Source organism: Rathayibacter sp. AY1F8 (assembly GCF_002932165.1).
In the GTDB taxonomy this organism is placed as follows: Bacteria; Actinomycetota; Actinomycetes; order Actinomycetales; family Microbacteriaceae; genus Rathayibacter.
Genome location: NZ_PSVB01000003.1, coordinates 98492 through 113199, shown reverse-complemented (window position 1 = coordinate 113199; position 14708 = coordinate 98492). Strand labels below are relative to the sequence as shown.

The window sequence follows — 14708 nt, the reverse complement described above, 5'->3', positions numbered from 1 at the left end:
TCCGGGGCTGCGCCCGGATGCGAAGAGCTCCTCGCCGGCCACGACGAGGTACGCCGTGTCGAGCGCGATGATCACCAGGACCGCCCTGAACAGGCGCGCGGAGACCGTGCGGTCGTCCAGCGGGACCCCGCCGCCCAGACCCGCACGGAGGCGTGGAGCACCCCGGACAGCACCAGCGCGACGAGCGCCGTCACGCCGAGCACACTGTCCGGAACGACCACCGCCACCACCTCCTCCGTCGACGGGTCGAGCATGCCGTCGCGCCCGACGCGGCGGGGACCCGGGCCCCTGAGCGGTGGAGAACGGGCCGCTCCGATCCCTGGGGAGGAGCCTCGGCCGCTCCTCAGAACAGGTCCGAGAAGCCCATCGCGACGAGGTTCGCGTGCGAGGTCCGCAGGCAGTCGAGCGCGCTCCGCCCGTAGCGCTCGTCCTGCTCGACGAGGAGGTGGTCGACGCCGAGCGCGAGGCTCGTCCCGATGATCCCCGGGAAGTCGAGGTTTCCCTCCCCCACCTCGGCGAACTGCACGTTCGAGGTGAAGGCGTGCACGGACCACCCGCCGGACATGTCGGCGGGCGGCCCGACCCGGTAGTCCTTCAGGTGCACCAGGGCGACGCGCTCCCCGTACCGGCGCAGCGTCGTCACGGGATCGAGCCCGCCCCGCTGCACCCAGTGCACGTCGAGCTCGAGCCCCAGCAGCGGAGCCCGGTCGGCGACGACGTCGAGCAGGAGGCGGCCGCCGTGCCGCGCGAACTCGTGGTGGTGGTTGTGGAGCAGCAGCCGCAGCCCGTCGTCGCGGAGCCTCGCCGCGGCGGCCTGGCAGCGGTCGGCGAAGTCGAGCAGAGCGGCCGGCGAGGCCGCCGCGGAGGCGGGCAGCATGCCGATCCGGACCGTGCGCGTGCCGAGCGCGCGGGCGTCGGAGACGATCCCGGCGAGCCCGCCCTCGAGCGCGGCGCCCGGGGAGTCCCCCGGTGCCAGGCCCGCCGAGATCGCCGCGATCTCGACGCCGAGCTCGTCCCGCGCCCGCTGCAGCTCGGCCACGGTGGCCGCCGTCAGCGGGATCTGCGAGATCTCCACCGACCGGTAGCCGATCGCTCGGACCTCCCGGAGCGTCGCGAAGGCGCCCGCCGAGGCGAACGCGTCCTTCAGCATCATCGCCTGCACGCCGATCCTGGTCACGGCAGTCCTCCCGGTCGCGGTGGGGGCCGGCGTCTCCGCGGCCCGGAACGCCCCCGACGGTAGAGGCGCGCCTCCGATCTTGTCAATCGGTTGCCAATACGCGTATGGTCATGGCACGGCGGCGCTCCTGCCCGCCGGTTCCCGACGACGAGAACGAGGCACGCACCGTGACCACCGCACCCGCGAACCCCGCACCCTGGACCCTCTCCGGCTTCGGCGACGAGATCGACCCCGACCCGGTCGTCCAGGTCGCCGTCCTCCGAGCGCTCGGCGCGCACAGCATCGAGGTGCGCAGCGCCTGGGGCCGGAACGTCGTCGACCTCGACGACGAGCGCCTCGCCCGCCTCGCCGCCGTGCTCGAGCGCGGCGGCCAGTCCGTCTCGGCCGTCGCCTCGCCCATCGGCAAGGTCGACGTCGCCCTCGATCCCGAGCTCGAGGTCGCGCGCCTCGACCGCGTCATCCGCGCCGCGCACGCCCTCGGCACGCCGAGCATCCGCGTCTTCTCGTTCTACCGGGGCGAGGGAGTGCCGGTCGAGAGCATCCGCGACGACGTCCTGCTGCGCATGCGCAGACTCGCCGATCGAGCCGAGCGCGAGGGCGTGGTGCTGCTGCACGAGAACGAGAAGGACATCTACGGCGACGTCCCCGAGCGGATCCTCGACCTGGTCGAGTCCGTCGGCTCGCCCGCCCTGCGCCTCGCCTGGGACAACGCGAACTTCGTGCAGTGCGGGGTGCGGCCCTTCGACGACGGCTGGACGGCGCTGCGGCCCTACGTCGACTACCTGCAGGTGAAGGACGCGGTGGCCGCGACCGGCACCGTGGTGCCCGCCGGCGAGGGCGACGGCCAGCTGCGCGAGACGCTCACCGCCCTGCGCGACGACGGCTGGACGGGCGTCGCCTCGCTGGAGCCGCACCTCGCGATCACGGACGCCCTCGGCGGATTCTCCGGCCCCGAGTCGTTCGGAGTGGCCGCTCGGGCCTTCCGGGGGCTCGCCTCCTCGCTCGGGATCGACCTGCGATGACCGTCCGCGCGGCGGTGATCGGCTGCGGCGACATCTCCTCCGTCCACCTCGCGGCGATCGGCACCGCACCCGGCGCGGAGCTGGTGGCGGTCTGCGACACCGACCCGGGCCGGCTCGCCGCGGCCGCCGAGAGGCACGCGGTGCCGGGCTTCCCCGAGGCGGTCCGGATGCTCGACTCCGTCCGCCCCGACGTCGTGCACGTCTGCACTCCGCACAGCACGCACGCCGCGCTGGCGGTCGCGGCCCTGGACCGCGGCGTCGCGGTGCTCCTCGAGAAGCCGCTCGCCTCCTCCGTCGCCGAGGGCGAGCAGGTGATCGCCGCGGCCGAGCGGGGCGGGGCGCGCATCGGCGTCTGCTTCCAGAACCGCTACAACCCGCCCGTGCAGCGCCTCCGCGAGCTGCTGGCGTCCGGCTCCCTGGGTGCCGTGACAGGTGCGGCCGCGACCGTGCTCTGGCACCGCGCTCCCGGCTACTACCTCGACCGCCCCTGGCGCGGGATGCGGGCCGAGGGCGGCGGCGGGATGCTGATGAACCAGGCGATCCACACCGTCGACCTCCTGCAGTGGCTCCTCGGCGAGGTGGTCGCGGTGAGCGGCTCCGCCTCCACGCGCCTGCTGCCGATCGAGGTCGAGGACACCGCCGACCTGGTGCTCACCCACGCCTCCGGCGCGCGCAGCGTCCTCTACGCGACCGTGGCGAACGCGTGGGACGAGCCGGTCGAGCTCCGCCTGCGCACCGAGCGCGCCATCGTCTCGCTGCGCGGTGCCCTCACCGTGCGGCGCGACGACGGATCCGTCGAGGTCGTCCCGGACACGGAGCGCCGATCCGGCGGGCGCTCGTACTGGGGCGCCTCGCACGAGCTGCTCGTGCACGACTTCTACGCCCGCCTCGGCGAGGACGAGCCCTTCTGGATCTCGCCCCGCGAGGCGGCGAGGTCGCTCGCGATCGTCCAGGCCGCCTACGCCCCGAGCGCGCCCGCGCGGATCCCCCACTCCACCCCGAACGAAGGACTCCTTCCATGACCACCGTCCGCCTCGGCATCATCGGATTCGGCGCCCAGGGCTCCTCCTACGCCCGCTTCCTCGCCGACGGCAGGGTGCGCGACCTCGTCGTCACCGCCGTCGCCGACGTCGACCCCGCCCGGGAGGCGGCGGCCGCCGCGCTCGCGCCCGGAGCGTCCTTCCACGCCGACCACCGCTCCCTCCTCGCGAGCGGGGAGGTCGACGCCGTCGTCGTCTGCACTCCGCACTACCTCCACCCCGGGATCGGCATCGACGCTCTCGAGCACGGGCTGCACGTGCTGGTCGACAAGCCGGCGGGCGTCTACGCCGCGCAGGTCGCGGAGCTGAACGAGGCCGCCGCCGCCCGTCCCGGTCAGCGCTTCGCGATCATGTTCAACCAGCGGGCGAACCCGCTCTACCGCCGGCTCAAGGAGGTCGTCGACGAGGGCGGGATCGGCCGGATCCTGCGCTCGAACTGGATCATCACGACCTGGTGGCGGCCGCAGGCCTACTTCGACCAGAGCGCGTGGCGCGCGACCTGGGGAGGCGAGGGCGGAGGCGTCCTGGTCAACCAGGCGCCCCACCAGCTCGACCTGTGGCAGTGGCTGTGCGGAGTGCCGGAGTCGGTGGTCGCCAAGGCCGGCTACGGGCGGTGCCGCGACATCGCGGTGGAGGACGAGGTGACGGTGCTCGCCGACTTCGGCGGGGGCACGACCGGCGTGCTGGTCACCACGACGCACGACCCGATCGGCACCGACCGCCTCGAGATCATCGGCGACCGCGGCCGGATCGTCGTCGACGACTCCCGGGTCGCGACGATCACCCGGCTGAACGCCCCCGAGCGCGAGGTCAGCGCCGCCCTCAGCGCCGAGGACGTGGGCCTCCTGCTCAGCGGTCGCTACGACACCGCGGGCCTCTCCACGACGGAGCGGATCGAGTCGGCGTCGGTCTGGGGCGAGCAGCACACGGCCGTCCTGCAGGACTTCGCGGACAGCATCCTGCACGGCACGCCGCTGCTCGCACCCGGGGCGGAGGGGATCCTCGGGGTCCGGCTCGCCAACGCCATCCACTACTCGAGCTGGACGGGACGCGAGGTACCGCTCGACCTCGACGAGGGCGTGTTCCTGGCGGCGCTCAACGAGCGCATCCGCGAGGAGGGGGCCTTCCCGGAGCGGAGCTGACGGGGCGGAGCCGCGCGGACCCGCGCTGGAGGGGCCGGAGCGGTGGGCGGCCGACCGGCGACGGCGGCCTCCCGGAGCGCGGGCTCCCCGATCCGGCCCGACCCGGACGCGAGCGACGGGCCGGGCGGGCTTCTCGGCCCTGTGGCAGCATGGGCGGCGGACGGCGCCCCGTCCGCCGCCGTGCCCCTCGAGAGAAGACCGCGATCGTGCCCAGCGAAGACGCGCCCACCGGCCCCTCCGCCGCGAGACGCCGCGGCCGCTCCGCGACGACGATCTACGACGTCGCCCGACTCGCCGGCGTCGCCCCCTCCACCGTCTCCCGCGGGCTGAGCACGCCCGGACGGCTGAACGCCGCGACCGAGCAGCGGATCCGCGCCGCCGCGAAGGAGCTGGGCTACCGGCTCAACCCGATGGCGCGCGCGCTGCCGACGGGCCGCACCTCGACCCTCGGGCTGCTGGTGGCCGACATCACCAACCCGGCCTTCTTCCCCGCCGTGCGCGGAGCGGAGCGGGCGGCGTCGCTCCGCGGCTTCACGATGATCCTCGCCGAGTCGCAGGAGTCCGGGGAGCGCGAGGCCGAGGCGGCCGACCGCATCGCCGCCTCCACCGACGGGCTCGTCCTCGTCAGCACCCGCCTCAGCGACGAGGAGATCATCGCGCTGGCCGGGCGCATCCCGGTCGTCGTCCTCAACCGCGTGGTCCCCGGCGTCGCGGGGATCGTGCCCGATCTCGCCCCCGGGATCGACGCCGCGCTCGACCACCTCGCGGCCCTCGGCCACCGCTCCCTCGCCTTCGTCGCCGGTCCGCCCGACTCGTGGATGAGCGCCGCGCGATGGGAGCTCCTCCTCGACCGCGCTCCGCAGCGGGGCATGACGGTCGTCGAGATCGGGCCGGGCGTCTCGACCCTCGAGGGCGGGAGGAGCGCGCTCGCGAGGGTGACCGCCTCCGGCGTCGGCGCGGTGATCGCCTACAACGACCTGGTCGCCATCGGACTGATGCGCGCGGCTCAGGAGTCGGGCGTCGCGATCCCGGAGCAGCTCAGCATCATCGGCTTCGACGACATCTTCGGGAGCGACTTCACCTCGCCGCCGCTGTCGACCATCAGCGCACCGCTGGGCCGGATGGGCGAGCGGGCGGTCCGCCGGGTGCTCGGCGACGAGGAGCCTCCGGAGCGGGCCGACGACCTGCCGACGGAGTTCGTCCCGCGCGCCTCGACGGGGCCTCGCCGCGACTCCTGACCCCGGTCCGCGCCCGGCGCGCCATCCGGTGCGACACCTCTGGCAATCGGTTGACACTCCTCGGCACCCATACTTGGATGGCCCCGTGCCGACGAAGCTGCTGAACGATCCCGACCGACTCCTGCCGATCGACCCGACGACCCGGGCGATCGCCCGCGATCTCCACGCGAGCGTCGCCGACCTGCCGATCCTCTCCCCGCACGGGCACGTGGATCCGCGCCTCCTGCTCGAGGACCGCCCCTTCGCCGACGCATCCGAGCTCTTCCTCCGGCACGATCACTACGTCACCCGGCTGCTCCACTCCGCCGGGATCGACCTCGGCGATCTCGGCATCCCCGGAGGCGAGCGCCTCGCCGGCCCGGAGGAGGTGTGGCGCACGTTCTGCGCGCACTGGCGGATCTTCGCGGGAACCGCCTCGGGCTACTGGCTCCAGTCGATCCTCGCCGAGCAGTTCGGCATCACCGAGCAGCCCGACGCCTCCAGCGCCGACGCCCTCTTCGCGGCGATCGGGGCCCGGCTGTCGTCCGCCGCCTTCCGCCCGCGCGCGCTCTTCGAGCGGTTCGGGATCGAGGTGCTGGCGACGACCGACGATCCGCTGGACGACCTGGCCGTCCACCGGGCTCTGGCGGAGGATCCGGCGTTCCCGGGCCGCGTGCTGCCGACCTTCCGCCCCGACGCCTACCTCGATCCCTCCGCCCCCGGCTGGCCCGAGCGCGTCGCCGCCCTGGCCGCCGCCACCGGAACGAAGGAGTCCAGCTTCCCCGGATTCCTCGAGGCCCTCCGCGCCCGGCGCCGGCACTTCCTCGACCACGGCGCCGTCTCCGCCGACCACGGAGTGCTGGAGCCGCTGACCGTCGACCTCGACCCCGCCGAGGCGCAGTCCCTCTTCGCCCGCGCCCGCGCCGGCACGATCGACGCCGAGGGCAGCCGCGTCCTCGCCGCCCACCTGCTGCTGCAGTCCGCCCGCATGAGCGTCGACGACGGCCTGGTGATGACCGTCCACGCCGGCGTGCTGCGCAACCACGATCGGCCGACCTTCGAGCGCTTCGGTCCCGACACCGGCCACGACATCCCCGTCGCGACCCGGTTCGCCGAGCCTCTCCGCCCGCTGCTGCAGGAGCTCGGCAACGCACCGGGCTTCCACCTCGTCCTCTTCGGGATCGACGAGAGCACCCACTCGCGCGAGCTCGCTCCCCTCGCCGGCTACTACCCGTCGGTGTTCCTCGGAGCGCCGTGGTGGTTCCTCGACGCGCCCGACGCGGTGCTGCGCTTCCGCGCCGCCGTGACGGAGACCGCCGGCTTCTCGCGGAGCTCCGGCTTCATCGACGACACCCGCGCGTTCCTCTCCATCCCGGCCCGTCACGACATGGCTCGGAGGCTGGACGCCGCGTTCCTCGCGCGCCTGGTCGCCGAGGGGCGGATCGACTCCGAGACGGCGAGCGCCGTCATCCTGGACCTCGTCGACGCCCAGCCGCGGAAGGTCTTCAAGCTGTGAGCGGGCACGGCGGAGGAGGCGGTTTCGATCGCGCGTCCGCGGGCCTGCCGGCGGCTCCCGTCCGCATCGTCCACCTCGGCCTCGGCGCCTTCCACCGAGCGCATCAGGCCTGGTACACGCACGCCGTCGACGACGACCACGAGTGGGGCATCGCCGCATTCACCGGCCGGAGCCCCCGCGCGGCCGAGGAGCTCGCCGCGCAGGACGGCCTGTTCACGCTGATCGAGCGCGGACCGGAGGGCGACTCGGCGACGGTCGTGGGCAGCATCGTCGAGGCGGTCGACGGCGCGGACGTCGCGCGTCTCGTCGAGCTCGTCGCGGCTCCAGGGACGGCGATCGTCACGCTGACGATCACGGAGGCCGGGTACCGTCTCGCCGCGGACGGCGGCCCCGACCTGGACGACCCCGCCGTCCGGAGCGACCTCGCCGCCCTCCGATCGGGAGGAGCGCCGACGACCGCGCTCGGCCGCCTCCTCCTCGGCCTCACCGCCCGGCGCGACGCGGGCTCCGGCCCGCTCGCCGTCGTCCCCTGCGACAACCTCTCCGGCAACGGCCCTCTCGTGCGCCGTGGACTGCTCCTGCTCGCCGAGCGGCTCGACCCGTCGCTCGCCGACTGGATCGACCGCACCGTCTCGTTCGTGTCGACCTCCGTCGACCGGATCACCCCGGCCGCCACGGCGGCGGACCGGGAGGCGGCGGCCGAGCTCACCGGCATCAGCGACGCCGCGTCCGTCGTGACCGAGCCGTTCCGCGACTGGGTCCTCTGCGGCGGGTTCCCCGCCGGCCGACCCGCCTGGGAGCGCGTCGGAGCCCGCTTCGTGGACGACATCGAGCCCTTCGAGCGGCGCAAGCTGCGACTCCTCAACGGCGCGCACACGCTCCTCGCCGCCACCGGCCGCCGGCGGGGCCTCGCCACCGTCGCGGAGGCGATCGCCGACCCCGCCTGCCGGAGCGCCGTCGAGGCGTTCTGGGCGGAGGCGGCGGCCGGCCTCCCCGCCGGTCTCGACGCGGACGCCTACTGCGCCGCCCTCCTCGAGCGCTTCGGCAACCCCCGGATCGAGCACCGGCTCGAGCAGATCGGCGCCGACGCGACCGCCAAGCTCCGCATCCGGATCGTGCCCGTGCTCCTCGCCGAGCGCGCGGGCGGACACGGCGGAGCCGCCTCCCTCCGTGCCGTCGCCGACTGGATCGCACTGCTGCTCCAGGGCGACCGCCTGCCCGACGCGCAGCGCCCCGCCCTCGACCGCGCCCTCGGCTCCGCCCGGCCCCTCGAGGCGCTGCTGCGGCTCGTCGACCCGCGCCTCGTCGACGACCCGGCCCTCGTCGCCGCGGTCGCCGCTCAGGCGGCCTAGACCTCCACCCCGCCTCTCCGCGCGGTGCCTTCCGGCACCGTCGGCAACCGATTGCCACCTTCGCACCGTCTCGATGCGGCGCGGATCCCCGACGGGTCCGCGCCCGGGTAAAGGAGCCCGCATGACCCCCCGCACCACCGCGCCCGGAGCGCCCGCCGCTGAGAAGCTCTCCAAGCTGAGCATCGTGGGCTACGGCGCCGGCGACACGGCGAACAACCTCGCCTTCACCACCGCCACGATGTTCCTGCTCGTCTACTACACCGACGTCGCCGGGATCTCCGCGGCCGCGGCGGGCACGCTGCTGCTCGTCGTGCGGATCTTCGACGCGTTCGCCGACGTCTTCGCCGGCCGGGTCGTGGACCGCACCTACAGCAGGCGCTTCGGCAAGTTCCGGCCCTTCCTGATGTTCGGGTCGGTCCCGCTCCTGCTGCTCTCGGCCGCGACCTTCTCCGTCCCGCAGATCGGCGAGAGCGGAACCCTGCTCTACGCCTACCTGAGCTATGCCGCGCTCGGCCTCGCCTACAGCCTCGTCAACATCCCCTACGGCTCGCTCGCCGGAGCGATGACGCAGATCGGCACCGAGCGCGCGAAGCTCGCCAGCGCCCGCGCCATCGGCGGCGCGATCGTGGGGGCCGGGCTCGGCACCTTCATGGCCCCGCTGGTCGTCCCCGGCGCCGATCTGCAGTCGCTCTTCTCGATCGTCACGCTGAGCTTCGTCGTCGTCGGCTCCGCGCTCTACCTCTTCACGATCCTGACCGCGAAGGAGCGCGTCCAGCGCGACGTCGCGCACGTCACGTTCCGTCAGAGCATGACGACCCTCCGCTCCAACCGGCCGCTGCTCTTCCTCTGCCTCAGCTCGTTCCTGTTCCTCACCGGGACGCTCGCGCTCCAGACCGTGCAGCTCTACTACCTGCGCGACGTGCTCGGATCGGTCCAGCTCTACGCCGCGATGTCGCTGATCCAGCTCGCCCTGACCTTCGGCCTGGCCGCCCTCGTCCCGACGATCGTGCGGCGGTTCGGCAAGCGCAACGCCTACATGGCCGGAGTCGGGGTCCTGATCAGCGGCGGAACGGTCGTCTTCCTCGCCCCGGGCGACGCGGTGGCGGTCGGCTTCGGCGGACTGGTCCTCGCCTACGTCGGCATCCAGCTCGTCAACATGCTCGTCTGGGCGATCGAGGCGGACACCGTCGAGTACGGGGAGTGGAAGACCGGCATCCGCTCCGAGGGCACGATCTACGCCCTGTTCTCCTTCACCCGCAAGACCGGCCAGGCGGTCGGAGGCGCCCTCGCCGCGTACGCGCTGGCCTGGGGCGGCTACGTGGCCGGGGCCGCGGAGCAGAGCGAGCACGCCGAGTGGGGCATCCGCGCCGCCGCCGGCCTCATCCCGGCCGTCGCCGCCCTGCTCGCGGTGCTGATCATGGCGTTCTACCCGCTGACCGACCGCCGGCACGCGCAGATCGTCGCCGAGATCGCCGAGCGCCGCGAGAGCACGGGGCAGGCCGCGCCCGTGGCGCCCGGCCTCTCGACCGCCGCGTTCTCGATGGACCGCGCTCCCGGCCGGAACCCCTGACCCGATCCCCCACCACGAAAGGCATCCCATGAAGATCGACAAGGCCGAGGTCGTCGTCACCAGTCCCGACCGCAACTTCGTCACCCTCAAGCTCACGACCGACGACGGGCTGACCGGCCTCGGCGACGCGACCCTCAACGGCCGCGAGCTCGCCGTGGTCTCCTATCTCGCCGACCACGTCGTGCCGCTGCTCCTCGGTCGCGACGCCTCGCGCATCGAGGACACCTGGCAGTTCCTCTACCGGTCGTCCTACTGGCGCCGCGGGCCGGTCACGATGGCGGCGATCGCGGCGGTCGACACCGCCCTCTGGGACATCAAGGGCAAGGCCGCCGGCATGCCGCTCTACCAGCTGCTCGGAGGCGCGTCCCGTACCGGCCTGCTCGCCTACGGCCACGCGTCCGGGCGGACGGACGCGGAGCTGTTCGACAGCATCCGCGAGCACCAGGAGGAGGGGTACCGCGCGATCCGCGTGCAGACCGCGGTGCCGGGGCTGACCTCGATCTACGGCATCGCCTCCAACGCCGTCCTCGAGGGCAACGCCGGTGTGCGCTACGACCACGAACCGGCGCAGCGCGGCGGCCTGCCGACCGAGGAAGACTGGGACACCCGCGCCTACCTGCGCCACGTCCCCCGCGTCTTCGAGGCCGTCCGCAACGAGTTCGGGCCGGGGCTCCCCCTCCTCCACGACGGCCACCACCGGATGACACCGATCCAGGCCGCGGCCCTCGGCAAGTCCCTCGAGCCGTACGACCTCTTCTGGCTCGAGGACTGCACGCCCGCCGAGAACCAGGAGGCCCTCCGCCTCGTCCGGCAGCACACCACCACACCCCTGGCGATCGGCGAGGTCTTCAACACCGTCTGGGACTACCAGCTCCTGATCCGCGAGCAGCTGATCGACTACATCCGCAGCGCGGTCACGCACACCGGAGGCGTCTCCCACCTCCGGAGGATCCTCGACCACGCCGCGCAGTACCAGATCAAGTCCGGGATGCACGGACCCACCGACGTCTCCCCGGTGGGAATGGCGGCCGCGATGCACCTGGGCCTGGCGATCCACAACTTCGGGATCCAGGAGTACATGAAGCACGGCGAGCGGACCGACAGCGTCTTCCAGCAGTCGTTCACCTGGAGCGAGGGACGGCTGCACCCGGGCGACGCCCCCGGTCTGGGCGTGGAGCTCGACGTCGACGCCGCCGGGAAGTACCCCTACGTGCGCGCGTACCTGCCCTTCAACCGACTCGCCGACGGCACCGTCCACGACTGGTGACCTGCCCCCCTCCGCCGAGGCGATCCCGGCCCGTCGAGGGAGCCACGGCCAGCGGGCCCCCTCGACGGCCCGGGGTTCCCCCGCCGAGCACAGGCCGGTCAGGGCACGAAGCGGTAGCCCATTCCCGCCTCGGTCAGCAGGTGCCGCGGATGCGCGGGGTCGGGCTCGAGCTTCTTGCGCAGCTGCGCGAGGTAGAGGCGCAGGTAGCCGGTGTCGGTGACGTGCGCGGGGCCCCAGATCTCGGCCAGCAGCGAGCGACGGGTGACCAGCTTGCCCGCGTTGCGGATGAGGATCTCGAGCACCTGCCACTCCGTCGGGGTGAGCCGCACGGAGACGCCGTCCCGCGTCGCGCTCTTGGCCACCAGGTCCACGGTCACCTCGCCGATCACGACCAGCGGCTCGCCGTCGGCCGGCTGCACCCGCCGCGAGAGGGCCCGGATGCGCGCGAGCACCTCGTCCATCGAGAACGGCTTGGTCACGTAGTCGTCCGCGCCGGCGTCGAGCGCGCCCACCTTGTCGGCCGCGCCCGTCCGCCCCGACACCACCAGGATCGGCGCGCTCGTCCAGCCGCGCAGTCCGTGGATGACCTCGACCCCGTCGAGCCGGGGCATGCCGAGGTCGATCATGTAGAGGTCCGGATGCTCGTCCACCGCGCGGTTGATCGCCTCGGTGCCGTCGCCGGCCGTCACCACGTCGTATCCGCGGGCGGTGAGCGTGATGCGCAGGGCGCGCAGGATCTGCGGGTCGTCGTCGGCGATCAGGATCTTCATGCGGCTCCTCCGGAGTCCTCGTGCGGAGCGGTGCCCGACCCGCCGTCGTGCGGGGCGGCAGGAGCGACGTGAGCCGCAGGAGCAGCGCCAGCAGTCTCCGGCGCCAGCGGCAGCGTCACCACCATCGTCAGCCCGCCCCCCGGAGTGTCCTCCGTCTCGAGCGTGCCGCCCATCCCCTCCGTGAACCCCTTCGAGAGCGCGAGGCCGAGGCCCAGGCCCGTGAGGTTATCGTCGTCGCCGAGCCGCTGGAACGGCACGAAGATCTCGGCGCGCCGCTCCTCGGGCACCCCGGGGCCGTGGTCGACGATCCGCAGCTGCGCGCTCCCGCCGAAGGCGCTGGCGGCCACGCGCACCCGGGTGCCGGACGGCGCGTAGCGGACGGCGTTCGCGAGCAGGTTGACCACGACGCGCTGCAGCAGAACCGCGTCGGCGAGCAGCGCCGGGCCCTCCGGATCGAGGTCGAGGTCGACCTCGCCGGGACCGAGACCGAGCTCGTCGAGCGCGGGAAGCACCACGTCGGCAGCGTCGAGCGGAGCGAGCGCCACGGCGAGCGCCCCCGCCTCCAGCCGCGTCACGTCGAGCAGGTCGGTGACCAGCGCGGCGAGCACGGTGAGGCTCTCGTCGGCGGTGGCGAGCAGCTCCTCCCGGTCGCGCTCGCTCCAGACCACCTCGGGCGAGCGCAGACCGCTGACCGCCGCGGTGGCCGCGGCGAGGGGCCGGCGCAGGTCGTGGCTGACGGCCGAGAGCAGGGCGCTGCGCACCCGGTCGGTCTCGGCCAGCGGAGCGAGGGAGCTGGCCGTCTCGCTGAGAGCCGCGTTCTCGAGCACCGAGTCCAGCTGGGCGGCGACGACCTGGAGCAGTCGCCGCTCGCTCCCCTCCAGCTCGCGGCCGTGCAGCTCGAGCACCGCGCCCTCGCCCACCGCGATGCGCGCGGGATCGCCCTCCGGCTGCGGCTCGCCGTCGGCCGCGACGAGCTCGCCGCCGCGCAGCAGCCGCACGCCGGTCAGCCCGAACGCCTCGCGCGAGCGCTCGAGGATCGCCTGCAGCGCCCCCTGCCCGCGGATCACGCCACCGGCGATCGTCGCCAGCAGCTCCGACTCCGCCCCCGAGCGCTTGGCGGCCCGCGCCCGTCTGGCCGCGCGGTCGACCACGGCGCTGACGAGCGCCGCGTTGAGCACGTAGAGCACCAGCGCCAGCGCGTGCAGAGGCTCGTCGACGGTGATCGTGTAGAGCGGATCGACGAAGAAGAAGTCGAGGGTCAGCCCCGAGAGCACGGCCGCGAAGAGGGCCGGCCAGAGCCCGCCGACCAGCGCGACCACCACCACCAGCAGCTGGTACGAGAGCACGTCGCTCGTGATCGACTCGTCGCTGCGGAGGCTCGAGAGCAGCCAGGTCACCAGCGGGCCGCCCACGAGGGCGAGGGCCAGTCCCAGGAGGCGGCGCCGCAGAGTCAGGGCCCCGTCGAGCCTCGGCAGCACCGCGGTGCGCCCGGCGGCGGAGTGGCTGACGATGTGCACGTCGATGTTGCCGGACTCGCGGATCACCGTCGACGCGGTGCCGGGCGTCAGCGCCGAGGCGAAACGGCTCCGCCTGCTCACGCCGATCACCAGCTGCGTCGCGTTCACCGAGCGGGCGAACTCGACCAGCGTCCGCGGCACGTCCTCGCCGACCACCTGGTGGTAGCTGCCGCCGAGCTTCTCGACCAGCACCCGCTGCGCCTCGAGCACGTGCGGCCGGGGAGTGCGGAGGCCGTCGGGGGTCACCACGTGCACGGCGAGCAGGTCGCCCCCGGAGGCGCGGGCCGCGATCCGCGCGCCGCGCCGCAGCAGGGTCTCCCCCTCCGGCCCGCCGGTGAGGGTCACGACCACGCGCTCGCGCGCCTCCCAGGTGCTGTCGATGCCGTGCTCGACGCGGTAGTCGCGGAGCGCGCTGTCGACCTCGTCGGCGAGCCAGAGCAGCGCGAGCTCGCGCAGGGCGGTCAGGTTGCCGAGCCGGAAGTAATTGGACAGCGCCGCGTCGATGCGCTCGGGCGGGTAGACGCGGCCGTCGGCGAGGCGGTCGCGCAGCGCCTGGGGCGCCAGGTCGACGACCTCGATCTGGTCGGCGGCGCGGAGGACCGCGTCCGGGATCGTCTCGCGCTGCGGCGCTCCGGTGATCGCGTGCACGACGTCGTTGAGCGAGTCGATGTGCTGGATGTTCACGGTCGAGAAGACGGTGATGCCGGCGTCGAGGAGCGTCCTGACGTCCTCCCAGCGCTTCTCGTGCCGGGAGCCGGGGGCGTTGGTGTGCGCGAGCTCGTCGACCAGCGCGACGTCGGGCCGGCGGGCGAGCACCGCGTCGAGGTCCATCTCGTCGAGCAGCACGCCGCGGTGCTCGACGGCCCTCCTCGGCACGACCTCCAGCCCCTCGACCATCGCGGCGGTGGCAGTGCGGCCGTGCGTCTCGACCACGGCCACCACGACGTCGCGGCCCTCGGCGGCGAGCCGGCGGCCCTCCTCGAGCATCGTGTAGGTCTTGCCCACTCCGGGCGCGGCTCCGAGGAGCACGCGCAGGCGGCCCTTCGTCATGCTCCCGGCCTCCCCTCGTGCTCGCGGCTCCGGGGTGTCCCGGGCTCGCGGGTCCGGCGTCGATCCGC

The 14708-nt window shown here is 73.8% G+C and carries 11 protein-coding genes; 8 read left to right on the top strand and 3 right to left on the bottom strand.

Annotated elements, in window-relative coordinates:
• Positions 1-343: 343 nt before the first annotated feature.
• Positions 344-1177 (bottom strand): sugar phosphate isomerase/epimerase, encoded by an 834-nt coding sequence (locus C5C35_RS03760; RefSeq protein ID WP_258066382.1) that lies wholly within the window; start codon positions 1175-1177, stop codon positions 344-346.
• 167 nt (positions 1178-1344) lie between these two features.
• Between C5C35_RS03760 and C5C35_RS03755 the strand changes: the two genes are divergently transcribed.
• The 8 genes from C5C35_RS03755 to manD all read left to right on the top strand — a co-directional run bounded on the left by C5C35_RS03755 (position 1345) and on the right by manD (position 11303).
• Complete coding sequence (locus tag C5C35_RS03755) at positions 1345-2199, top strand: sugar phosphate isomerase/epimerase (RefSeq protein ID WP_258066383.1); 855 nt, start codon at positions 1345-1347, stop codon at positions 2197-2199.
• On the top strand, positions 2196-3221 hold the full coding sequence (locus tag C5C35_RS03750) for a Gfo/Idh/MocA family protein (RefSeq protein WP_104262590.1): 1026 nt from the start codon (positions 2196-2198) through the stop codon (positions 3219-3221). Before C5C35_RS03755 ends, C5C35_RS03750 begins: the two co-directional genes overlap by 4 nt.
• Positions 3218-4381 (top strand): Gfo/Idh/MocA family protein, encoded by a 1164-nt coding sequence (locus C5C35_RS03745; RefSeq protein ID WP_104261422.1) that lies wholly within the window; start codon positions 3218-3220, stop codon positions 4379-4381. The genes C5C35_RS03750 and C5C35_RS03745 overlap by 4 nt, the downstream gene beginning before the upstream one ends.
• Before the next feature lie 206 nt (positions 4382-4587).
• Entirely contained in the window at positions 4588-5619 is a 1032-nt protein-coding gene (locus C5C35_RS03740) for a LacI family DNA-binding transcriptional regulator (protein ID WP_181134118.1), read from the top strand.
• Between the two features lie 85 nt (positions 5620-5704).
• Positions 5705-7114, top strand: a complete 1410-nt coding sequence (gene uxaC / locus C5C35_RS03735) for a glucuronate isomerase (RefSeq protein WP_104262589.1) — start codon at positions 5705-5707, stop codon at positions 7112-7114.
• Positions 7111-8466: a mannitol dehydrogenase family protein gene (locus C5C35_RS03730; protein ID WP_258066384.1), complete on the top strand. Its 1356-nt coding sequence runs from the start codon at positions 7111-7113 to the stop codon at positions 8464-8466. The genes uxaC and C5C35_RS03730 overlap by 4 nt, the downstream gene beginning before the upstream one ends.
• A 121-nt stretch (positions 8467-8587) precedes the next feature.
• Positions 8588-10036: a glucuronide transporter gene (gene uidB / locus C5C35_RS03725; protein ID WP_104262588.1), complete on the top strand. Its 1449-nt coding sequence runs from the start codon at positions 8588-8590 to the stop codon at positions 10034-10036.
• Between the two features lie 28 nt (positions 10037-10064).
• Entirely contained in the window at positions 10065-11303 is a 1239-nt protein-coding gene (gene manD, locus C5C35_RS03720; protein ID WP_104262587.1) for a D-mannonate dehydratase ManD, read from the top strand.
• Positions 11304-11401: 98 nt separating this feature from the next.
• Here the strand turns inward: manD and C5C35_RS03715 are convergent, their stop codons facing one another.
• Together C5C35_RS03715 and C5C35_RS03710 are read right to left on the bottom strand one after the other, a co-directional pair.
• On the bottom strand, positions 11402-12073 hold the full coding sequence (locus C5C35_RS03715) for a response regulator (protein WP_104222647.1): 672 nt from the start codon (positions 12071-12073) through the stop codon (positions 11402-11404).
• Complete coding sequence (locus C5C35_RS03710) at positions 12070-14640, bottom strand: ATP-binding protein (protein ID WP_104262586.1); 2571 nt, start codon at positions 14638-14640, stop codon at positions 12070-12072. The genes C5C35_RS03715 and C5C35_RS03710 overlap by 4 nt, the downstream gene beginning before the upstream one ends.
• Positions 14641-14708: the final 68 nt, after the last annotated feature.